The sequence below is a fragment of the Pseudomonas sp. Pseusp18 genome, assembly GCF_059506005.1.
The window spans coordinates 4,741,439-4,764,337 of record NZ_CP169240.1; the positions used below are offsets into that span (position 1 = coordinate 4,741,439).

The window sequence follows — 22,899 nt, forward strand, 5'->3', positions numbered from 1 at the left end:
CCACCCACTTACCAACTATCTAACGGCCCCACGCAAATCCCCCACCAACGCCTGCAACTTCGCTGGCTCCGCCACTTCAACCGCCACCGCCGGCCCTGCCACCAAGGTCACCCGCGACCACAACCGACGGAACAAGCCCTTGTTCGGATCGCGGCTGAAGAAACTCCCCCACAACCCCTGCAACGCCAGCGGAATCACCGGCACCGGCGTTTCTTCGAGAATTCGCGTCAGCCCGCCCTTGAACTCGTTGATCTCACCATCGGCGGTCAACTTGCCTTCAGGGAAAATGCACACCAACTCGCCATCCTTCAGATACTGGGCGATGCGGGTGAAGGCTTTTTCGTAGATCTGAATGTCTTCCTGGCGCCCGGCTATCGGAATCGTCCCGGCCGTGCGGAAGATGAAGTTCAGCACCGGCAGGTTGTAGATTTTGTAATACATCACAAAGCGAATCGGCCGACGCACTGCGCCGCCAATCAACAACGCATCGACGAACGACACATGGTTGCAAACCAGCAGCGCGGCACCCTCATCGGGAATCAGTTCAAGGTTGCGATGCTCGACGCGGTACATGGAATGGCCGAGCAGCCAGATCATGAAACGCATGCTGAACTCGGGGACGATTTTGAAGATGTAGGCGTTAACGCCGATGTTCAGCAACGACACCACCAGGAACAGCTGCGGGATCGACAGCTTGGCGATGCTCAGCAAGACGATCGACACAATCGCCGACACCACCATGAACAGGGCGTTGAGAATGTTGTTGGCGGCGATCACTCGGGCCCGTTCGTTCTCGACAGTGCGGGACTGGATCAGCGCATACAGCGGCACGATGTAGAAACCGCCGAAAACTCCAAGCCCGAGGATGTCGATCAACACCAGCCAGGTGTGACCGAACCCAAGGATTTCGATCCAGCCATGGCCGGTAACGCTGTCCGGAATTCCACCGGAATGCCACCACAGCAACAGGCCAAATACCGTCAGACCGAATGAGCCAAACGGCACCAGACCGATTTCGACTTTGCGCCCGGAGAGTTTCTCGCAGAGCATCGAACCCAGTGCGATACCGACCGAGAACACTGTAAGAATCAGCGTCACCACGGTCTCGTCGCCGTGCATCCATTCCTTGGCATACGCCGGGATCTGCGTCAGATAAATCGCCCCGACAAACCAGAACCATGAGTTGCCGACGATCGAACGCGAGACCGCAGGGGTCTGCCCCAGGCCCAGCTTCAACGTAGCCCAGGACTGGCTGAAGATGTTCCAGTTCAGGCGCATTTGCGGCGATGCCGCCGCGGCCCGGGGAATGTTGCGGCTGGCCAGGTAACCGAGCACCGCGATGCCGATGATTGCCGTGGACACCACCGGCGCGTAGTTACTGGTAGACATCATGATCCCGGCGCCAATCGTCCCGGCGAGAATTGCCAGGAAGGTGCCCATTTCCACCAGGCCGTTGCCACCCACCAGCTCTTCTTCGCGCAAGGCCTGCGGCAGGATCGAGTACTTCACCGGCCCGAACAGCGCCGAGTGGGTGCCCATGGCAAACAGCGCCAACAGCATCAGCGACAGGTGATCGAACATGAAACCGACCGCGCCCACCGTCATGATGACGATTTCCCCGATCTTGATCAGACGAATCAGCGCGTCCTTGGCGAACTTCTCCCCGAACTGACCGGCCAGGGCCGAGAACAGGAAGAACGGCAGGATAAACAGCAGCGCACACAGGTTGACCCAGATCGAACGGTCACCCTCGATGGTCAGCTTGTACAAAATGGCGAGGATCAGCGACTGCTTGAAGATGTTGTCGTTAAAGGCCCCAAGGGACTGCGTGACAAAAAAAGGCAGGAAGCGCCGAGTGCGAAGCAAGGTGAACTGCGAGGGGTGACTCATCTTCCATGTGTCCCTGATATTGGGTAGCTGATTTTGGGTAGAGAGCGGCGTGGATACTGTTATTGGAATGTCGAACGTCGATCCAGGCCACACACATTACCTAATCTTTGCCGGTTATTTGTTTAATCCTGCGATGCACGGCGAGACAAACAATTCGCCCTTCCACGCGCCCTGTACCGTGCGTTTGGCGACAATCAGCCACATCACCGCCAGCATGGCCACCAACACGCAACCAAAGACACTGAAAAACGTCAGGTTCAAGGTGCTGGCCAGTTTCAGCGTAGTCAGGGAATAGACACCCAGCGGGAAAGTGAACCCCCACCAGCCGAGATTGAACGGGATACCGGCGCGCAAGTAACGCACAGTGATCAGCAGCGCTATCAGCATCCACCAAAGCCCGAAGCCCCACAGCGTGATACCGGCGACTAACCCAAGCCCCTCAGCTATTTCACCGATCCCCGGCAGACTGTTGGCGGCAAAGATCGCCGGTGCGTCGGCGCCCATCAACAACATGCCCAGCGCACCCGTGCCAATCGGCCCAAGCGCCAGCCAGCTCGAGGCGGCCATGTTTTCGTGGGGCAATTTATGCAACGCCATGCGCAGCAACAGGATGGTCAGAATGCTGAACGCCACCGGCAGGGAAAAAGCCCAGAGCACGTAGCTGGTTATTAGCACGACCAACTGGGAATGAGCATCGGCCAGGTGCGGCGCCAGCAAGCCACCGCTGGCAGCCGCCACTTCCGCCGCCACCACCGGCAACAGCCAAACGGCGGTCATCTGGTCGATGCTGTGCTCCTGACGGGTGAACATCATGTAGGGAATCAGCACGCCGCAGGCCAGCGACATCGCCACGTCCAGCCACCACAGCACTTCGGCGAGATGAATCACACCGTCGCCCCAACGCGGCAGGCCGAACAGCAGAAAGCCATTGATGATGGTCGCCAGGCCCATGGGAATGGTGCCGAAAAACATCGAAACCGTGGAATGGCCGAAAATCCGCCGCGCCTCGTCGAAGAACATGACCCAACGCGCGGCATACATGGCCGTGAACAACGCAAACAGAACAATATTGAACAGCCACAAACCTTCGGCCAACTCACGCAGGCCGGGTATTGCGAGGGGCAGTTGCGCGAGCGCGAGTGCCAATACCCCGGTGCCCATGGTCGCGGCGAACCAGTTCGGGGTGAATTGGCGGATGGCTTCTCTTGGGTGCTGCAGATGACTGAGCGGTTTGATACCGGGTTTAACGCTACGGGTGCAGGTCATGGTGAACTCCTGTCCTCTAATGAGGTAGGCGCTCATGATAGATCTGAATAGAATATCGATATAACGGGTAATTTCTCTAACTGTTATCTGTTTTACAGATATAGCATCAGACGCTGCCCTCAGTCTCGATCACCAATATCCTCGCCACGCCCTGCGGATGAGCCACATGTTCGGTGCCCACCGAGGCATAAAAAATATCGCCGACCTCCAGCAGGGTTTCCTTTTCGAGGCCTGCTTCGCGATAACGCATCTGCACCTGACCGTCGAGCACCACGAACACTTCCTGACCATCGTTGACGTGCCATTTATACGGCTGATCGGTCCAGTGCAAACGGGTGGTGATGCCGTTCATGTTGGCGATATCCAGCGCTGCCCAGGCGCGGTCACCGGTGAAGGATTTGCTGCGGATGATCTTCATGGGTCGGTCCGTCGAAATGAATGGCGGTGCCTAGGCTAACGGTCATCGAACATCGACGCCACAGGCTTTGACGGGCCGCTCACGAAGCAAGCCGATCAGCGCAGCGAGCGACAGGATGATCAGTATCGCGCCGTAACCGTCGGTGGTCGCTACCAGCCCAAAGGTGCGGGTCAGATTACCGGCCAGCAACGACGGCAAGCAGAACGCCAGATAACTGAGCACATAAAACGCCGACATCAACCCGGCCCGTTCATGGGGCAAGGCCAGCGGCACGAGGCTGCGCAAGGCACCCAGGAAACCCGCACCAAAACCGCCGCCCGCCACCAGCGTGCCGAAGAAAAACAATGGCAGGCTGGCGCTGTGGACCGCCAACAAAATCAGCGCAACGCCTGCGGGCAGCAAGCTCGCGCCCAGCAGCAAGACCTTGTCGGCCGGCCGATTGCGCAAGGTGTAGATCATCGAGGCGCCGGTCACCGTCAACACGGCCACCGTCGCACCGCCAATCAGGTTCGACGTGGACCCGGTGGCTGTCCGCACCAGGGACGGCGCCAGGGAGGCGAAAAAGCCACCGAGCGCCCACACAGCGAGGTCTATCGGCAGCACGCGCCACAACATACGCCGCGCCTGAATCGGCACATGCAGGGTCGGGCGCAGCGAGGCCCAGGCACCCGGTTGTCGGCTGACGCTTTCCGGCAGGCGCCAGACGTACAGCGCTTGCATCACAAACAGCGCGAACAACACCCAATAGGTCAATTGCAGCGGCAGGGGCGCAAACTCGGCCAATAATCCGCAACCCATGGCCCCCAGCGCCATGCCCAGCAACGGCGCAACACTGTTGACCATCGGTCCTTGCTGGCGATCAGTGTCCAGCAGCGCCGCACTCAAGACGGCGGTGGCCATTCCCGTCGCAAACCCCTGAAGTACCCGCGCTCCGATCAACCAGGCGACGCTGTCGGCGTTGATGAACAGCAACATCGCCAGCATATTCAGCAACACGGCGGTAAAAATCACCGGTTTGCGCCCCAGATAATCCGACAGCGAACCGACCGTGAGCAGCGCCGCCAGCAAGCTGAGGGCGTAGACACCGAAAATCAGGGTCAGGATCGCAGCCGAGAATTGCAGGTGTTCCTGATAGAGGTGATACAACGGGGTCGGCGCGGTGGAAGCGGCGAGAAAACTGAGTAAGGTGATCGCCAGAAACCACAGGCTGGAACGATTTGTCGCTGGAAGAGACATGAGCACACTCCGCAAAAGCTAATTTTTTGCTTTTGCGGAGTCTGCTACTGGTCAGCGCTTAAAGCAAATTCTTTGTGTTAAGGTCCGCCGCATGGCTATTAAAGAAGGTTTACGCCCTGGTGGCAGAAGTGCCAGGGTTCAAGAGTCGATTCATTCGGCTGTCCGCACGCTCCTCCAAGAGCAGGACCGCGCCTGCGTGACTGTGCCGCAGATTGCTGCCCGGGCCGGGGTGACGCCGTCGACTATTTACCGGCGCTGGGGTGATTTGTCAGCACTGCTGGCTGATGTCGCCCTCGCCCGCATGCGCCCCGACAGTGAGCCGGCCAATACCGGCAGCTTGCGCGGGGACGTGCGGGCTTGGGCCGAGCAGTATCTGGATGAAATGAGTTCCGAACCCGGGCGCAACATGATGCGCGACGTGCAATCCAGCGCCACGCCGGGCTATTGCGTGACGATCATTGGCGGGCAGTTGCAGACGATTCTGGATCGCTATCCCGATCAACCACGGCCAAGTGTCGACCGGCTGATCAATATGGTGGTGGCACCGACGGTGTTTCGCATCCTGTTTGCGGCGCAGGCGCTGGAGGTTGAAGAGTTGCATCGGCTGATCGATATTGCGTTGAGTCAGTGAGGCTTGCCCGCGAAGAGGCCCGAAAAGACTCCAGCAATCCAACTGACTGCCAACCTGCGACACCCCGCCACGCCACGACCTTGGTCGACACTGACTAACTCAGGCGGTCATGCGAGACTGTCTGGATCGGGCACAGTCCCGGATGTCTTTTGTCTGGAGTTACCATGTCGCTGTCCACCGGGCTGATCGCCACTGTCGCCCTGGCCTATATGGCCATCCTGTTCGCCATCGCCTTTTACGGCGACCGTCGCAGCACGCCGTTGCCGCCACGGGTGCGTGCCTGGGTGTACAGCCTGTCGCTGGCGGTTTATTGCACCAGCTGGACGTTCTTTGGCGCCGTGGGCCAGGCGGCCGAACAACTCTGGTCCTTCCTGCCGATCTACCTCGGGCCGATCTTGCTGCTGGTGTGCGCGCCGTGGGTCCTGCAAAAAATGGTGATGATCAGCAAGCAGGAGAACATCACCTCCATCGCCGACTTCATCGCCGCCCGTTACGGTAAATCCCAGTCCCTGGCGGTAGTCGTCGCGCTGATTTGCCTGGTCGGCGTGCTGCCCTACATCGCCTTGCAGCTCAAGGGCATCGTGCTGGGCGTGAACCTGTTGATCGGCGCCGGCGCCGACGCCATGGGCACGCGCGCGCAGGACACGGCGCTGATCGTATCTTTGGTGCTGGCGCTGTTCACCATCGTTTTCGGTACCCGCAACCTCGACGCCACGGAACACCACCGCGGCATGGTGCTGGCGATTGCCTTTGAATCGCTGGTCAAGCTGTTCGCTTTTCTCGCGGTCGGCGCGTTCGTGACCTACGGCCTGTACGACGGTTTCGACGACCTGTTCGACCAGGCCATGCTCGCCCCGCGCCTGGAAGAGTACTGGAAGGAAACCATCAACTGGCCGTCCATGGTGGTGCAGACCGGTGTGGCGATGATGGCGATCATCTGCCTGCCCCGGCAGTTCCATGTGACCGTGGTGGAAAACATCGACCCCCAGGATTTGCGCCTGGCCAAGTGGGTGTTCCCGACGTATCTGGCGCTGGCGGCGCTGTTTGTGGTGCCGATTGCACTGGCCGGTCAGATGTTGCTGCCCAGTTCGGTGCTGCCGGACTCATTCGTTATCAGCCTGCCTCTGGCCCAATCTCACCCTGCCCTGGCGATGCTGGCGTTCATTGGCGGCGCTTCGGCGGCGACCGGCATGGTGATCGTCGCCAGCGTGGCGCTGTCGACCATGCTCTCCAACGACATGCTGCTGCCATGGTTGCTGCGGCGCAACAACGCTGAACGGCCATTCGAAGTGTTCCGCCAGTGGATGCTTTCGGTGCGCCGGGTGAGCATCGTGGTCATTCTGCTGCTGGCCTACGTCAGCTATCGCCTGCTGGGCTCGACCGCGAGCCTGGCGACCATCGGCCAGATAGCATTCGCCGCCGTGACCCAACTGGCCCCGGCCATGCTCGGCGCGCTGTACTGGAAACAGGCTAACCGCCGTGGCGTGTTCGCCGGGCTGGCCACCGGGACATTCCTCTGGTTCTACACCCTGGTGTTGCCGGTTGCCGCCAACAGCCTCGGCTTGCCCTTGAGCAGTTTTCCGGGCCTGGCCTGGCTGCAAAGCAACCCGCTGAACCTGCCGATCACGCCGCTGACTCAAGGCGTGGTGTTGTCCCTGGCGGGTAACTTCACCTTATTCGCCTGGGTCTCGGTGCTGTCACGCACGCGGGTTTCGGAGCACTGGCAGGCCGGTCGTTTCATCGGCCAGGAAATCAGCCCCCGCCCCAGCGCCCGCTCGATGCTGGCGGTACAGATCGACGACTTGCTGCAACTGGCTGCCCGGTTTGTCGGCGAAGAACGGGCCCGTCAGAGCTTCATCCGTTTCGCCTACCGCCAGGGCAAAGGTTTCAACCCGAACCAGAACGCCGACGGTGAATGGATCGCCCATACCGAACGCTTGCTGGCCGGTGTACTCGGTGCCTCTTCGACTCGGGCGGTGGTAAAAGCAGCCATCGAAGGTCGAGAAATGCAACTGGAGGACGTCGTACGGATCGCCGACGAAACCTCGGAAGTGCTGCAATTCAACCGCGCCCTGCTGCAAGGCGCCATCGAGAACATCACCCAGGGCATCAGCGTGATCGACCAGTCGCTGAAACTGGTGGCCTGGAACCGGCGCTACCTGGAGCTGTTCAACTACCCCGACGGTTTGATCAGCGTCGGCCGGCCGATTGCCGACATCATTCGCTACAACGCCGAACGCGGCCTGTGTGGCCCCGGCGAAGCTGAGGTGCATGTCGCCCGCCGCTTGCACTGGATGCGTCAGGGCCGCGCCCACACCTCCGAACGACTATTCCCCAATGGCCGAGTGATCGAGCTGATCGGCAACCCGATGCCCGGCGGCGGTTTCGTCATGAGCTTCACCGACATCACCGCGTTCCGCGAAGCCGAGCAGGCGCTGACCGAAGCCAATGAAGGCCTTGAGCGGCGGGTCGCCGAACGGACCCACGAACTGTCGCAACTCAACCTTGCCCTGACCGAAGCCAAGGGCACCGCCGAATCGGCCAACCAGTCGAAAACCCGTTTCCTGGCCGCCGTCAGCCATGACTTGATGCAACCGCTGAACGCCGCGCGGCTGTTCTCTGCCGCCCTCTCCCATCAGGAAGAGGGTTTGTCCAGCGAAGCGCAGAAGCTGGTTCATCACCTGGACAGCTCACTGCGTTCGGCCGAAGACCTGATCAGTGATCTGCTGGATATTTCCCGCCTGGAAAGCGGCAAGATCAACCCTGATCGCAAGCCCTTCGTGCTCAATGAGTTGTTTGACACGCTGGGGGCCGAGTTCAAGGCACTTGCTCAGGAACAGGGGCTGAAATTCCGCGTCCGGGGCAGCACGCTACGGGTCGACAGCGACATCAAACTGCTGCGACGGATCTTGCAGAACTTCCTGACCAATGCCTTCCGCTACGCCAGAGGCCCCGTGCTGCTCGGCGTTCGGCGGCGCAACGGCGAGCTGTGCCTGGAGGTCTGGGACCGTGGACCGGGTATTCCGAAAGACAAACAACAGGTGATTTTCGAAGAGTTCAAACGCCTCGACAGCCACCAGACCCGGGCCGAGAAAGGCCTGGGCCTGGGACTGGCGATTGCCGATGGACTGTGCCGCGTGCTCGGTCACACTTTGCGCGTACGCTCCTGGCCGGGACGCGGCAGTGTATTCAGTGTCAGCGTGCCATTGGCTCGGGCACAAGCCGCGGTGCCGGCCAAGGTTGCCGAACTCAATGGCCATTTGCTCGGCGGCGCGCAGGTGCTGTGCATCGATAACGAGGACAGCATTCTGATCGGCATGAACAGCCTGCTCACGCGCTGGGGTTGCCAGGTCTGGACCGCGCGCAACCGTGATGAATGCGCGACGCTGCTCAACGACGGGATGCGGCCGCAGTTGGCGCTGGTGGATTACCACCTGGACGATGGCGAGACCGGAACCGACTTGATGGCGTGGTTGCGCACGCAATTGGGCGAGCCGGTGCCGGGGGTGGTGATCAGCGCCGATGGACGGCCGGAGACCGTGGCCCAGGTGCATGCAGCGGGCCTGGATTACCTGGCCAAACCGGTGAAGCCGGCAGCGTTGCGAGCGTTGTTGAGTCGGCATTTGCCGTTGTAATAAATGCGTCTGGCTAGCCCAGAACCTGTGGCGAGGGAGCTTGCTCCCGCTAGACTGCGCAGCAGTCGCAAAACACGCAACGCGGATTGCTTTACGGGAAACGGGGGCTGCTGCGCAGCCCAACGGGAGCAAGCTCCCTCGCCACAGCAAGCCCCCTCGCCACAGATGCCATCGTAAAAGATGGCTTATTCGGGCAACTCGGCCAAGCCATCGACATCCGTCATGGCCCGCTCCAGCAGGTCCGCCGGCAAGCTCTTGCTGGCCCGCGCGCCAAGCAATTTGAGCTGTTCGCTGCGACTGACCAGGTTGCCACGGCCTTCTGTCAGCTTATTGCGGGCAGAGCTGTAGGCCTTGTCCAGTTGCTGCAAGCGATTGCCGACCTCATCCAGATCCTGAATGAACAACACGAACTTGTCGTACAGCCATCCGGCGCGCTCGGCGATTTCCCGAGCGTTCTGGCTCTGGCGCTCTTGCTTCCACAGGCTGTCGATGACCCGCAAAGTGGCCAGCAACGTGGTCGGGCTGACGATCACGATGTTGCGGTCGAAGGCCTCCTGAAACAACGTCGGCTCTGCCTGTAACGCCGCGGAAAACGCCGCTTCGATCGGGACGAAAAGCAGGACGAAATCCAGGCTGTGCAACCCGTCGAGCCGCTTGTAGTCCTTGCCGGCCAGGCCTTTGACATGATTGCGCAGGGACAGCACGTGCTGCTTGATGGCGATCTGGCCGATGCCGTCGTCTTCGGCGGCCACATATTGCTGATAAGCCGTGAGGCTGACCTTGGAATCGACCACGACCTGCTTGTCGCCAGGCAGGTAAATAATCACATCCGGCTGGAATCGCTCGCCGTCCGGCCCCTTTAGATTGACCTGGGTCTGGTACTCGCGCCCCTTCTCCAGGCCCGCGTGTTCAAGCACCCGTTCAAGAATCAGTTCACCCCAATTGCCTTGGGTTTTCTGCCCTTTCAAGGCGCGGGTGAGGTTGGTGGCTTCGTCGCTCAGGCGCAGGTTCAGTTGTTGCAGACGCTCCAGTTCCTTGGCCAGGGAAAAGCGCTCGCGGGCTTCGGCCTGGTAACTTTCCTCGACGCGTTTTTCGAATGACTGGATGCGCTCCTTCAACGGGTCGAGCAATTGCCCCAGACGCTGCTGACTGGTTTCGGCAAAACGCTGTTCGCGCTCGTCGAAGATCTTGCCCGCCAGCTCGGCGAATTGCGCTCGCAGCTCGTCTCGCGAGCCTTGCAGGTCGTTGAGGCGCTGCTGATGGCTTTCCTGCTGCTCACGCAACTCGGCGTTGAGGGAGGCAGCCTGAGCGTCCAGGCGACGCAACTCAGCTTCTTTGCCGGCACGTTCGATGTTCCAGGCGTGGGCTGCGTCGCGGGCATCGTCGCGTTCGATCTGCAGCAACTCGACTTCACGGCGCAGGGCTGCCAGATCGGCTTGTTTGGCGGCGTTGGCCTGGCTCAGGTCAGCGACTTCATCACGGCAGGTGTCGAGCTGGGCGTTCAAGCCATCCTGCGTCAGCTGGGCCATGGCCAGGCGCTCTTCCAGCAATGCCAGTTCGGCCTGCCCCGTACTCGCCCGACGCTGAAGTTGCCAGGCCAGTACCAGCAACGGCAGTGCAGCGCCCGCCAGCCCCAGCAATGCGCTGGTCAAGTCCATCGCCATAGCCACTCCTGCCGATTAGATAAAGCGTGAAGGTTAACCAAGGCGTCAGGTCTTGGACAGCTCAGTCTTCGATCAGGCCGAGTTCCTGCTGGGCGCGTCGGTCCCCGGCGCGCGCAGCCTGGCGCAACAGGTCCTGGCCAATACGGCGATCCCGGGCATTCCCGCATTCGCGGCACATCAATTGGCCGAGGCGGCTTTGCGCGGCCACTACGCCTTCACGGGCAGGTTGCTTGAGTAAACGTCCGGCGAAGTGTTTGACGTTGGGGTTTTCGCCCAGGCGCGGGCTGTCCAGTAGCCACTCGGCCACACGCATCGAAAAGCGCTTGGGTGGGTTAATGCTGGAGGGTGCTGAGGCAGCAGAGACTGGTACTGAGCGAAACTTCATAAAGCACTGTGGGGCAAATCGGAAGGCGCGCCACTCTACTCTTTTTTTCGCACAGGTAAAGTCGAAAAAAGCCTGCACGCCCGTCCTAGAGCAAGCGCTCGGGACAATCCACAGAAGCTGTGGATAACTCAGTGGACAACCGCCCTTGAAGTCGCGCAAAGCCGTGTGGAATGGGGCTCGCAGTCAAACTGACGATTTTTTCACCAGTAAAAAAAAGCGATGTTTTTCATTGACTTAAATTTTCGTTACAGGCACCCACCCTCGGTGAAGCGAGGATGACAGTGGGATGACAGTGCGTGCAACTAATGTGCACAAGTACCTGCGAGGCGGTTATATCGGTGCGCTTTTTCGGCGCGTTTTTACGGTAACGCCTGGGGATAAACCCCGCAACCCGCGCCACAGATTGATCCTGGCTCGATCGCCCTCTCGGATCAACGGCCGTTTTTTGGGCGATTGCGGGGCACGTGTCGGCCGATGACATTTTCCGACAGCACTTGCGGATGTGGTCGGCCGGCACTTCAGTGTTTTTTTGCGAGCAGGCTTCCCTTCGGCCATTCAATCCGTTAGTATCCGCGGCGTTAGTACCAAGCTGAAAGTCAATTCTGGTCGAACAAATCCCCCCGGTCAGCCTTCCCTGAGAGAAGCCTTCACCGACAAAGCGGGATCGACCACCTCGATGGTTTCCAGGTAAATCTTGCGTCAACACAGCCTTTGAATCGAAAGCAAAGGGTGTTGCGAAGTTCACTTACTCTGACCGAACCAACCTGCAAATTGATCAGGATCTTCACCCCGGGCCCAGAACCTTTGCCCCTGATGTGTTGCCTGCCCTCCTAAGTACCTACCTGCCAGCCCAAGCGCGCCAACTTATCAGCGCTTCAAACTGGCTGCTTTGTTCCAGTCGGGTTCTTCGTTCGACCAATGGTGGTCGTCGTCACTGGAACGTTTTAATTTTGCACGGCTCTTATCCGTGTCGCTTGTAGGAACACCCGATTATGTCTACTCAAATCCACACTCAGGATGCCATTCGCACCCTAACCAACGCTTTTGCACCAATGAACTGCCTGATCATGGCCGCTCGCAAAGGCTGCTTCAGCTTCACTCTGGTCAACGAACACGGCATCGCTCGTCACAGCGAACGCCTGTACCCCGATCAATACTCCAGCGCCGAGCCGCTGCAGGCAGTGATCGAGCGTACTCGCCAGGCACTGGTTGCCTGAGACGCCAGAAAGGCTGAAAACCTCAAAAGCCCTGCTGAAAAGCGTAATGCTGTTCACTTAAGCGGAGCAGCCTTACGGTCCACTGGAAACCGGGGCTTTGATATTTTCACCGTCCCAGGCCTTGAAGGCCTTGGACGGTGATCCAGAAACACCCCTCCGATACCGGTTCTCAACTCTGCCAATCATCTGCCTGTACCTGAAATCGGGTTGGCCGCGGCCATCACGATCAGTTGCATGGCAATGTCCCCGCACAACCGCCGGATCTACGCACAAGATTACGCCCATGCCTGGCGCACCCATAAAAATCCGACGCCAGAGGTCTGGCATCGGATTTTCGAGGAAGTCCGGCTGAGGCTCAAATACTCAAGTGAACAGCATTACGGTCAGGCGAAACACTCGCTCCTTATCAGGTGAGCGGTTTGCGCAGCAGGATATCGACCGCGAAGACGCCCAGGACAGTCCCGGACACCCAGCGTTGGGTGCGCATGGCAGAAGGTCGCTTGGCCAGGAATCCACTGACCCGGGAGGCGGCGAGAACGATCATGCCGTTCACGGTGACGGCAATGGTGATCTGTACCAGCCCCATCTGGATGAATTGCTGGAAGGTAGATCCTGCGGAAGGGTCGATGAACTGCGGGATCAGCGCGGAATACATCAGCGCAATCTTCGGATTCAGCAGGTTCGTCACAAGCCCCATGGTGAACAGCCGTCTCCGCGAGTGAGGTGGCAGCTCCCGCGCCTCGAAGGGGGAACTCCCCCTGGGCTTCAGCATGTTCCAGGCCAGATAGCCCAGATAAAATGCGCCTGCGATCCTGACGACATCGTAGGCGACTGGCACTGCCTTGAACAAAGCGGCCAGTCCCAGTCCCGCCGCCAACAAGTAGCACACGAAGCCTAGCGCCACACCCGCCAGCGAAATCATCCCGGCCAGCCGCCCCTGGGAAATCGCCCGCGAGGTCAGGTAGACCATATTGGGACCCGGTGTCAGCACCATGCCCAAGGAGATGATGGCCACACCGGCCAGGCTTTCCAGCGCCATCATTGGCGTGCTCCATCGTTCAAAGGGGATGTGTCGGCCCGCTGCGGCTCGAACCAGCCGAGGCTGCCGCGGAACAGCGCATGCTGAGCACGCTGTGCCACTGGCCGAACCACGATTTCATCGACATTGACATGTGCGGGCTGATCGGCAACCCAAGCCACGACCTGGGCGACATCGTCCGCGCTCAAAGGCCGGTCGACATCCTTGTAGAGGGCACTGACCCGTTCGGCGTCGCCGCGAAAACGATTCAAGGAAAACTCTGGCGTATGCACCATGCCGGGGAGCACTTCGGTGATGCGCACCGGTATACCCTTCATCTCCAGTCGCAAGGAATGGGTCAGTGCGCGCTGGGCACTCTTGGCCGCGCAATAGCCGCCTCCCCCCTCATAACCGGCTAGCGCAGCCGTTGAGGTGATATTGATGATGCACCCTTGGGACGCGATGAGCCTAGGCAATAGCAGTTGGGTCATCCGCAAAGTCCCAAGGACGTTACTGTTGAACATGTTCGTCCAGTCCTCGGCACTGGCCGCGTCTACCCCATCCAGGCCGATCGCCCCGCCCGCACAGTTCACCAGAAGATCGCACTCGGAAACCTGCACCAAGTCCTCCTCTCGCGCTTGTGTCACATCCAGCACAATGGCGCGTCCGCCGGTTTCGCCGGCAATCTGCTCGAGCCGATCCCCCCTGCGCGCCACAAGGAATACCCGCCAACCACGACTGGCCAAGGTACGAGCGCATGCCTCGCCAATGCCACTGCTTGCACCGGTAACAACTGCTGTTTTCAAGATTGAGCTCCCCATGATTCGGATAACTGTTCGAAAATCTTCCCCACGTCACGTACCAGCGCGGGACGATCGAAGCTGCGCAGACGAAGGCGCGTGCCAGCGCCCTCATAAACACCGCTGGCGAAGCGATCCAGGTTCTGCGGTTGAGCCCAGTACAGGGTACCCAAGCCTTCACGCGGCGAGCTGTTGCGGCGGGCGATCACCCATGCCCCCCGCTCGCGGTGCAATGGCCTGCCCTCCTTGCTAAGGCTGCGCGCAAGGTCCCGGTAGCGGGTAGACGCCCCGGTCTGGATTTCCCAAGCGATCCCCAGCAGGTCGATATCCCTAACCTCTCGCCAGAGGAACGGGATTTCGGCGCCACCGACCCGGGCACCGATTTCCAGGAACAGCAATTTGTCATCCAGGTCGAACAGTTCGAGGTGGAAGACGATTTCTCGCTCAGGCGCGAAGACTGCCAGCAGTTGTTCGACGCGCCCCGCAATCCGCCGTTCGTCGTCGCCCTCCTCGAGTTCGATACTGCCCAGCGGGCTATCCGGACCGAAATCGGCACAGCTGTTCACATAACGCGACGCCGTGACTACCACAATCCGTTGCCCATCCCACCAGCCGTCAACGTGCAGGATGGGGGCCGCGCAGCAAGCCTGGACCATCATCGGCTCCGTGGCCTGTCTGATCTGATCAAGATCCCTTGGGCCACGAAGAAACTTTACGCCGCGACTCGCCGTGCCGTAGCGCGGCTTGAGCACCAGCGGATAGCCGTGTTCAGCGGCCAGTCGCTCCACCGCTTCGCGGGAATCAGCAGGCGACGCGGGCAGCACGCCGATCGACGATTGCCGGCCTGCGACCTCCAGCATGGTGAGCTTGTCGCGGAACCGCTCGGTCCACGCGACAAGATCTCCCGGTACCTGCCATCGCTCACGGATAGAAGCCGCATTGAGCAGGTCGCCCTCATTGAGGGCAACCACCAGCGCTGGAACCCCATGTTGCTCGACCAGACGCTCGGCCTCAGCCATGACCGCCTCAGCATCGTCCAGTGAGACGAGCACCGAGCTTGACGCCAGGCGCTCGCTTGGCAGGGACGCGCAGGATTCGGGCGTACAGATCGCCCGAATCTGCATTCCTGCCGGCAGTTCGTATCGGTCGTATAGCGCTTGGCTACCGACCCAACGGTGCAAGCAGAGGACATATTTCATGCCGTGGGATCCACGATGAAGTTGACCGCCGCCACCAGTTCGTCACCGATACGCACGGCATCCTCGCGCGAGGTGCCAGTTGCCAGGACATACCCTGAAACGCAGTCGGCAACGGTGTCGAGCGGTGGAATCGTATCGCCCTCATGCTTCTGGATGACTACGGCACGCTCGGCTGCTCCCAGTTCGAACAGGAACGGCAAGAACACCCGTGGAGTCTCGCCTGACTTGGTATGGCGCACATCGACGTCAGGCTTGAGATCGAGCTCGACCTTTCTGACCTTGCCAGGTGTCGGTACGAAGAACTGGATCGCGGCACCCGCTTTCGGCTCGGGCGACACATCCGGCAGAGTGTCGATACCCAGCGGCACAGTCAGGAACATGCGGTTCAGGTCCAGGCCGAACGCACGCCGCACCAGTTCAGGGGCACCCGAGCCCGCCAGGCGAGCATGGGATTCGAGTACACGAGGCCCCTTGGGGGTCAGCACGAACTCGCTATGAGAGGGCCCCTCTTCCAGCTCTACGGCGTCGAGCAGGCGGCAGGTCATTTCTTTCAGCTCGCTCAGCCATTTCCTGGCCTCGGTGCTCGGCGTGCTGACTTCCCACTCAACATATTTGTCGTTCATGCGGTACTGGGAGTAACCAATGGGAAGGTGGCGCCCCTTGAACGAGAAGGAGTCGACGCTGACGACCGGCCCCTCCAGGTACTCCTCGATGATAATGTGCTTGACGTCGGCATCCTGAAGCGCCTGCCAGGCCTTGGAAGCAGAGGCTGCGTCATCGCAGGGATGTATATGCAGGCTGGCCACGCCTTCGGCGGGCTTGAGAACCGACTTGCCATGCTCTTTGACGAACGCGACGGCATCCTGCGCACGGGTGACATGGCGATAGGCAACCGGGCTCAGGTTGTGCTCGACCAGCAACTCGCGCATGGCCACTTTGTCCTTGAGCAGGCGCGCAGTCTTATAGGAAACCCCGGTGAGGCCGAAGTGATCGACCACTTTGCCCGTTGACTCGCCGGCCACTTCGGTAGTGGTCATGATGCGATCGAACGGACGGTCGCGGTGCAGGGGCTCGAGGACCTTGATGATGGCCTCGGCGTCGTCAATCCTGGCATGCACCACCTGCTCGCAATGGGCGAGGATTTCCTGCTCGTAGTCACCCTCCTGATGCACCAGCACTACGTCGATGCCCAGCTCCTTGGCACCATGAATGGGCGAGGGACGACCACCGACTACTGCGATACGCTTATTCATGCATGAACTCCCTGTCTACTGTGATGTTTGTTGTGTGATGGTTCTTGAAGCAAAGGCTCAACTGCCGTACACCCGGCGCAGCCAGCGCGCCTTGCCGTTGAGCAGAGGCTGGAACGCCTTGCGGCGGTGCAGCACGCGGGCATTTTTGAAAATGAAGAAGTCGCCTGGTTGCAACACCACCTCTATACCCTGGGCATCGCGCAGGCACTGGCGCAGGAGCCCAAGTGCCTTTTCGCTGTCCAGGTCGAGGGCGGCCACGATGCCATCGTCAAAGCGCAGGCGATAACCGCCCTCATCGTGCTCCAGCACCGGCAGCACCCTCGGCTGGCCATCGAAGCCCTCGTTGGAGGCAGGGGCACCAAAGGTGTAGGCAGACTTCTGCAACTGGGCGATCGCCCAGCCGGGCAGCTTTGAAAGGACATGATCCACACAAACAATGTCGGTGGAGGCGCCTTCAAAGTTGCGCACGGCGGTAAAGGCCAAGAAGTTCGGCACCGCGGTCGCGACATTTCGGCTTTGATCGGCGAAGGGCCAGTTGGGATTGTCGGTGTGCCAGAAAAACTCCACATCCGCGCCCCAAGAGCTGGTGGTGCCCGCGGCCTCCGGAACCGGAACGACGTTTCTGACCAGCTTGCCGAAGTTCTCATACTCGACTGCATGCGGCCTGACACCCAGCAGCCACAACATGCCAAAGTGCAGCAGATCGAAGTCAAGAACACACTCGGCGTTGGGCAGGAAACCATTGCGCGGCGTCGCGACGTCCGTAGAGAGCGAAATGCCTCTGATGAGCAGCGCTTTGTGCGGGCTGTCAGGAAATGCGCGAATTGCCTCGACGATGTCCCGGCCCAACACTGTGCCGAGCCAATCCCCGCCGACTGCTCCCACACTCTCAGCGCAGTGCGGCGTTTCGGCCAGCCTCACGCGACAGCCCTCCAGCCCGGTCAGGTCGGGATCATTGACGACCACCACCTGTACCAATGAAGCCTCCTGAACATCCATGGCCATGACGCTCATGATTTGCGGTTCAGGTATGAGGTGACCTTGGGGTCCGGCTGATGGGCGAACGCCTTGGTTCGTCGGATAAACATCCCCAACGGCAGGATCAGGTAGAGCAGAACATAATCCATAGTGCACCTTCCCTAGTGTATGAAAGAGTTAATCCAGCGGTACTGTCTCGCGCCAGTCGACCGCCTCCTCGAACTGAGGCTGCTCCGATTTATCGAGGTAGAAGTCGCCAATCGCCAGCACATCCATGTTGGTACGCATAAAGCAGCGATAAGCTTCGAACGGTGTGTTCACAATCGGCTCACCGCGCACGTTGAACGAGGTGTTGACCAATACAGGACACCCTGAACGCTGATAGAAGTGTTCAAGCAGCGCCCGGAACCGCGGGTTGCGCTCCCGGTCCACGGTCTGCACCCTTGCCGAGAAGTCCACGTGGGTGATTGCCGGCAGATCGCTACGCACCAACTTGAGCAAGTCGATCCCGGTAAGCCGCGCACTCTCCTGTGGGATCGCCTTGCGAATGCCCGTTGCAATTGGCGAGACCACCAGCATGTAGGGGCTTTCCTCGACGATGTCGAAGTAGTCTGCCGCTTTTTCCTCAAGCACCACGGGAGCGAAGGGGCGGAAGGACTCGCGGAACTTGATGCGCAGGTTCATGTTTGACTGGGTGTCCGAACGGCGCGGATCACCCAGGATCGAACGGCTGCCAAGCGATCGCGGACCGAACTCCATTCGCCCCTGGAACCAGCCGATGACCCCGCCGTCCTCGATGCTGGTGCTCACCCGCTGGTCGAGCTCTTCCGGCGAAAGCCTGTGAAAAACAGCGCCGCAGGCTTCCAGTTCATCCCTGATCTGCTCTTCGCTGTACTCCGGCCCAAGCAATGCTCCGCTCATGCCATCACGCACGCCAGCAGGCAGTTCGCGGCTTGCCACCCTGCGATGCTTGCGGTCAGTCAGCAGCGCGGCGCCCAGCGAGCCACCCGCATCGCCAGCCGCCGGTTGCACCCACAGACGGTCGAATATCCGCTCACGCGAGATCACGCCGTTGGCTACGCAGTTAAGGGCAACGCCCCCGGCCATGCACAGCGCGGTCTCGCCAGTGAGCTCACGGGCGGTCTTGGCCAGGCGCGAAACGACGATCTCCGTGACTTTCTGCACCGATGCGGCCAAATCGAACTCGCGATCGGTAAGGGGGGCCTCGGGCAAGCGCCGGGGGCCACCGAACAGCTGCTCAAAGGCATCGCCCGTCATGACCTGGCCTTTGATGAACTCAAACTTGGTCCAGTCGAGCCTGAAGCTGCCATCGGGCTTCACATCGATCAGATGCGAGAGGATCGTGTCGACGTAATGAGGCTTGCCATATGGCGCAAGTCCCATGAGTTTGTATTCGCCGGAGTCCACCTTGAAGCCGCAGAAATAGGTGAAGGCCGAATAGAGCAGGCCCAGCGAATGGGGAAAGGACAACTCGGCAACCAGCTTGATACCTTCTGGCCTGCCGTGCCAGATGGTGGTCGTCGCCCATTCGCCGACACTGTCGATACACAGGATCGCGGCGCTCTCGAAAGGACTGGGGAAGAATGCCGATGCGGCGTGGGACTCGTGGTGACCATGCACTTCGATTCGGCGACCGTCCCGGTCTCCCATCGCTCTGAGATGACGCACGACCTCACGGTCCATCCGGCGCTTGGTTGATAGCCATTCGCCAAGCACCGGTGCGTAGGTGCGCGCTGCCGAAAACCCGGCCACGGCGGCCGTCGAGAGTACCCGACGGAACTTCAGTGCAGGGTCTTCGTAATAGGCGACATGGTCGACATCGGCCAGGTTTATACCTGCGTTCCTCAGGACGTACTCGATGGCCTTGCGTGGAAAACCCGGGTCATGCCGTAGCCGGCTGAAACGCTCTTCCTGGGCCGCGGCAACGATCTTGCCGTCCACTACCAGAGTGGCCGCGCTGTCGTGATAAAAGGCAGAGATGCCAAGCGTAATCGTCATAGCAGCGACCTCACTTTTTCGCGAAACTTATCCAGCATTGTTTGCTCCCTGGGTGGATTGAGCGCGACGAATCCATTACGGACGCGCGCCCAGAGTTCATCACGGTCACTACGAGAAAAAGCACAAAGGTAGGTATCCAGACTCGCGGCAGCCCATGCCGTATGCCCGGTGGAGATGTTGTCGATGGAGTTGTGCAGATCGACGAACATCGTCGGATAGCCGTAGGCAACCAACGCCTTGTGGGTACGCCGATAACCGCCCCCTACTCCGGACAGCTCCATCGCCAGGTTCAGCCCGAGAATCTCCGGGCAGTAGGTTTGGGGATATCGCCCGATAGACAACCAGAACACGGGCAGCTCGAAGTTCTCGTCGTTGAAGCAAGCGGCGTTGGCGTATCCGGGGTCAGCGGTGGCCGGCAACTCGCCATGTACTGCCTTGAGCAGATGGCGGTAGATGACGGGATGGTTCTGCGCCTCGATTCCGTTGCCCAACTCATCGAAAAGCGTTTCGAACAGTCTGCTGCCGTACGCCGTGGAGGCTACAGCCGGGTGGGCGAACCCGGCCAGCCAGGCCCCGTCGATCATTGTCAGCGGCGCCAGGGACAGGATATCGGCGACCACCTCATCGCGAGACGGCAGCTCTTCGTCCGGCTCCAGTGCCTGGTTGGAAGCTTCATGCTGGCCCTGCAACCACTGCTGCAGGACACCGGGAGCCCAACGCTCCGGCAACGAGCAATGCCCCTTGGTGACGCCACGGGCGGCCCTGGCCAGCCAGCTCTTCACGTAGTGACCGGCATAGGATTCCTCCGACGGCGTGAGCTCCATTCGCAACAGGCGCGGATAGGCCTGTCGCGGGCTGAATCTGGCGACCAACGCTTGGGTTTCAGCGACATCGCGAAGAGCCCCGGCGAGTTTGCCGTCGTCTTTCCATACCTGGAAAGCCGGGGTCTGCCTGGGCGCATCGGAGTAAGGCAAGCCGCAGATCCAGCGGTGAAGAATGGCAATATCGTCGCGACTGAAGATTCGGAACATCTTGCCCCGCGGCGAAATCAGGCTGGTGAGCAGTGGACTCGATTCCGGCCTGCCCGCCCGCACGTAGGCGCTGGCGGCAAGATGGTCGAGAAACTTCAAGGAGTCGTCGACTGCGAGCAAGGGCTTCATCGGCACCTTATTCAACTGAGTCTTGTCATGGTATTGACAAGCATCCAGCCGACGTCGGCTGATCAGGTGGCGCGCCGCCTCTCTCGGATCGAGCCAGCGCTCAAGCACATCGAGCAGCGCTTCGTTCATCTCCTCGGCCTGCCGGCGCGCCCACAGGTAGCCTTGGCGTACCCCATCGTTTCCGGCAGCGCCCATTTGCACGAGAAATTCCCGGACTGCCGTTTCGGCGAGCACGGCAAGATCATCGGCACTACCAGCGGGATCGCGACGCAGATCGAGAAATTGGCGGGCAGACGGCTCGTTATGGGCGATGAACTCAAACGAGGGCAACAGCCCGCAATGACGCAGGTAAAGGTTGATCCCCAGGATCTGGGCCGTCAGCGACTCCGGAAAATGCCCCAATACGAGCAGGGTCGAGGCAAAGTTGAAGGCTCCGTCCGAGATCCTTGGGTCGGCCACTGCCCGCAAGAGATCTTCGCCAGCATCTGCCAGCGCATGCTGACGCAGCAATTCCAGGTAGCGCTGGATACGACTGGCCCCTGGCTGACCGGCACCCACATCCGCCGCATGGATACTCAGCGCTGCCATGGCATGGCGCGCTTCATTATTCCAGCTGCCGCACACCCCATGAATCAGGTGCTGACTGCCGATCAGAAAGGGAGCCGACTCCAACGCCGCCTTGGCACGCAACGCCTGGGCATTCGCTTCGCTCCCCTCGATTGTCTGTGCCAACCTTCGGAATCCGTCCCGCAACGGCCCAAGCCGCTCGCATGCACCGCTCGCCAGCCCCGCCAAAGCCGCCGGGCTGGTGAAGTCAACGTCCACCAAGTCCGTCCCATGCACCGCACCCAGGCAAGTGCGCAGGTTGACCGGCGTGAACATGCGCCTGGCCTCTCCCCCGGTCTCTGCCCCGAGGAAGCTGGAAAAGATTTGCCTATTAGTTTTCATCAGTGCATTGGATATATGGAGGAATTGTTTTTCTTCTTGGCTTTTTTCTTTTTCTTGAACAAAGAACCAAGTGCCTTGCGAATTCGCTTTAACATAGAGCCCCCTAAATTTTCATTGCAGGTATCGATGAATGGCGCGTGCTACGACATCACTGCCAAGGTCGGTAAAGTGCGCGCGATCAACGTATAACCATTCATCATCCGGACGCTCTCTAAAATCATCGATCAAACTGGCAAATCGAATACCCAAGTCATGACAACTGTTGGCCAGACTATCGGCGTAATATTCCGCGACAGTGGGAGCGGATATGTCGCCATATAAATGCTGCCAGGTACCAAACCGGGAAATCCGATCAAGCTCATTGAACAGCTTCTGCTCTTCGGCACACGGCGTTCTTACCCAAGTCGCCAAGGGTTGGAGAACAAACGTAAGTTCTGCACCCAAAGAATCCGCGAGGCGTTTCCAGGTAGTCAGACAATTCATGGTGTCTTGCAGAGCGCGTACCAGAGTTTGCGAAACAGGCGGAACCTCAGTCGTTTCGTTCGGCCATTTTGGAAGTTTGCCAGGCGGCAGTTCTGCACCATTTTCCTCAGCAATTTCATCAAACTTTTCGTAATAGTCACCGCAGAAGTAGAACGGTGGCAGATCACCTCGAATGAACTCAGGAAGACGCGCCATGACCAGAGTATTGAAGCCGCCCATGATCACGATGCGTCGCACTTTGGGCAGTCGATGAGCATGCAGCACGAACAGCATCAATTCCTGGGTCGCATTAAAGGTATGCCCCGCGAAATTCAGCCATGGCGTAGCGTCGGGATCGTGCGTGGACAGGCGGCTCGCGACCGAGGCGGCATCACTGGAAGCCCCGTAACCCAAGGCTGACGAGGCCCCGACCAGTAAATTCACCTCTGATAGCGTGCTGGCCTCGAGGGTGCCGACACTGACCGGCCGACCTTGCGCATCATAGGCCAGGCGAAATCCGAGCCGATCGGTATTGATCGCTTCCGAACGGTAATCGGCGGCATTGAAACCCATCACATAAGGCAAGTACTGGGAACGACTGCGACTGGCGAATTGATCGTAGGTGAGCATCTGGGGTGTTAACTTCACACGTTCCAGACTGGGATCATCCAGCGCGGTGCGCTTGCGTCTTTTAAACATGGCCAAGCCACTCCTTTAGCG

The 22,899-nt window shown here is 60.0% G+C and carries 17 protein-coding genes and 1 pseudogene; 3 read left to right on the forward strand and 15 right to left on the reverse strand.

All coding sequences use genetic code 11. The features are described 5' to 3' along the window. Positions 1 to 15: 15 nt before the first annotated feature. The 4 genes from ACEN9A_RS21075 to ACEN9A_RS21090 all read right to left on the reverse strand — a co-directional run bounded on the left by ACEN9A_RS21075 (position 16) and on the right by ACEN9A_RS21090 (position 4,810). On the reverse strand, positions 16 to 1,890 hold the full coding sequence (locus ACEN9A_RS21075) for an MFS transporter (RefSeq protein WP_258670376.1): 1,875 nt from the start codon (positions 1,888 to 1,890) through the stop codon (positions 16 to 18). A 114-nt stretch (positions 1,891 to 2,004) separates the two neighbouring features. Then, complete coding sequence (locus ACEN9A_RS21080; protein WP_258670379.1) at positions 2,005 to 3,156, reverse strand: TDT family transporter; 1,152 nt, start codon at positions 3,154 to 3,156, stop codon at positions 2,005 to 2,007. Positions 3,157 to 3,262: 106 nt separating this feature from the next. Then, positions 3,263 to 3,574, reverse strand: a complete 312-nt coding sequence (locus ACEN9A_RS21085) for a cupin domain-containing protein (RefSeq protein ID WP_007936125.1) — start codon at positions 3,572 to 3,574, stop codon at positions 3,263 to 3,265. A 42-nt stretch (positions 3,575 to 3,616) separates the two neighbouring features. Beyond that, on the reverse strand, positions 3,617 to 4,810 hold the full coding sequence (locus ACEN9A_RS21090) for an MFS transporter (RefSeq protein ID WP_258670382.1): 1,194 nt from the start codon (positions 4,808 to 4,810) through the stop codon (positions 3,617 to 3,619). Positions 4,811 to 4,901: 91 nt separating this feature from the next. Between ACEN9A_RS21090 and ACEN9A_RS21095 the strand changes: the two genes are divergently transcribed. Then, positions 4,902 to 5,441: a TetR/AcrR family transcriptional regulator gene (locus tag ACEN9A_RS21095; RefSeq protein WP_258670384.1), complete on the forward strand. Its 540-nt coding sequence runs from the start codon at positions 4,902 to 4,904 to the stop codon at positions 5,439 to 5,441. 164 nt (positions 5,442 to 5,605) lie between these two features. Continuing rightward, complete coding sequence (locus ACEN9A_RS21100; protein WP_258670386.1) at positions 5,606 to 9,076, forward strand: hybrid sensor histidine kinase/response regulator; 3,471 nt, start codon at positions 5,606 to 5,608, stop codon at positions 9,074 to 9,076. Positions 9,077 to 9,261: 185 nt separating this feature from the next. Here ACEN9A_RS21100 and ACEN9A_RS21105 read toward each other — a convergent pair whose 3' ends face one another. Together ACEN9A_RS21105 and ACEN9A_RS21110 are read right to left on the reverse strand one after the other, a co-directional pair. After that, the gene (locus tag ACEN9A_RS21105) at positions 9,262 to 10,626 is read right to left on the reverse strand and encodes a DNA recombination protein RmuC (protein ID WP_169342498.1); all 1,365 of its coding nucleotides are present in this window, start codon (positions 10,624 to 10,626) and stop codon (positions 9,262 to 9,264) included. A gap of 175 nt (positions 10,627 to 10,801) precedes the next feature. Then, on the reverse strand, positions 10,802 to 11,125 hold the full coding sequence (locus ACEN9A_RS21110) for an SEL1-like repeat protein (RefSeq protein WP_081628185.1): 324 nt from the start codon (positions 11,123 to 11,125) through the stop codon (positions 10,802 to 10,804). A gap of 992 nt (positions 11,126 to 12,117) precedes the next feature. Here ACEN9A_RS21110 and ACEN9A_RS21115 point away from each other — a divergent pair. Continuing rightward, positions 12,118 to 12,342 (forward strand): hypothetical protein, encoded by a 225-nt coding sequence (locus ACEN9A_RS21115; protein WP_007898912.1) that lies wholly within the window; start codon positions 12,118 to 12,120, stop codon positions 12,340 to 12,342. Positions 12,343 to 12,395: 53 nt separating this feature from the next. On the opposite strand, the pseudogene ACEN9A_RS21120 reads toward ACEN9A_RS21115, so the two are convergent. From ACEN9A_RS21120 to ACEN9A_RS21160, 9 genes and pseudogenes are all read right to left on the reverse strand, one after another. Continuing rightward, positions 12,396 to 12,593 (reverse strand): annotated as a pseudogene (locus ACEN9A_RS21120) (IS4 family transposase); the annotation flags it as partial. Between the two features lie 155 nt (positions 12,594 to 12,748). Next, positions 12,749 to 13,384: a LysE family translocator gene (locus ACEN9A_RS21125; RefSeq protein ID WP_018925150.1), complete on the reverse strand. Its 636-nt coding sequence runs from the start codon at positions 13,382 to 13,384 to the stop codon at positions 12,749 to 12,751. Further along, entirely contained in the window at positions 13,381 to 14,166 is a 786-nt protein-coding gene (locus ACEN9A_RS21130) for an SDR family oxidoreductase (RefSeq protein ID WP_258670390.1), read from the reverse strand. Before ACEN9A_RS21130 ends, ACEN9A_RS21125 begins: the two co-directional genes overlap by 4 nt. After that, positions 14,163 to 15,359: an ATP-grasp domain-containing protein gene (locus tag ACEN9A_RS21135; RefSeq protein WP_258670393.1), complete on the reverse strand. Its 1,197-nt coding sequence runs from the start codon at positions 15,357 to 15,359 to the stop codon at positions 14,163 to 14,165. Before ACEN9A_RS21135 ends, ACEN9A_RS21130 begins: the two co-directional genes overlap by 4 nt. Continuing rightward, complete coding sequence (locus ACEN9A_RS21140; protein ID WP_258670396.1) at positions 15,356 to 16,612, reverse strand: ATP-grasp domain-containing protein; 1,257 nt, start codon at positions 16,610 to 16,612, stop codon at positions 15,356 to 15,358. The genes ACEN9A_RS21135 and ACEN9A_RS21140 overlap by 4 nt, the downstream gene beginning before the upstream one ends. 57 nt (positions 16,613 to 16,669) lie before the next feature. Beyond that, positions 16,670 to 17,626: a TauD/TfdA family dioxygenase gene (locus ACEN9A_RS21145; RefSeq protein WP_018925146.1), complete on the reverse strand. Its 957-nt coding sequence runs from the start codon at positions 17,624 to 17,626 to the stop codon at positions 16,670 to 16,672. Between the two features lie 141 nt (positions 17,627 to 17,767). Beyond that, positions 17,768 to 19,609 (reverse strand): carbamoyltransferase family protein, encoded by a 1,842-nt coding sequence (locus tag ACEN9A_RS21150; protein ID WP_258670401.1) that lies wholly within the window; start codon positions 19,607 to 19,609, stop codon positions 17,768 to 17,770. Further along, positions 19,606 to 21,651 (reverse strand): iron-containing redox enzyme family protein, encoded by a 2,046-nt coding sequence (locus ACEN9A_RS21155; RefSeq protein WP_258670404.1) that lies wholly within the window; start codon positions 21,649 to 21,651, stop codon positions 19,606 to 19,608. The genes ACEN9A_RS21150 and ACEN9A_RS21155 overlap by 4 nt, the downstream gene beginning before the upstream one ends. Before the next feature lie 177 nt (positions 21,652 to 21,828). Beyond that, positions 21,829 to 22,878, reverse strand: coding sequence for an SGNH/GDSL hydrolase family protein (locus ACEN9A_RS21160; protein ID WP_258670406.1), 1,050 nt, complete (start codon positions 22,876 to 22,878; stop codon positions 21,829 to 21,831). Between the last annotated feature and the right edge of the window lie 21 nt (positions 22,879 to 22,899).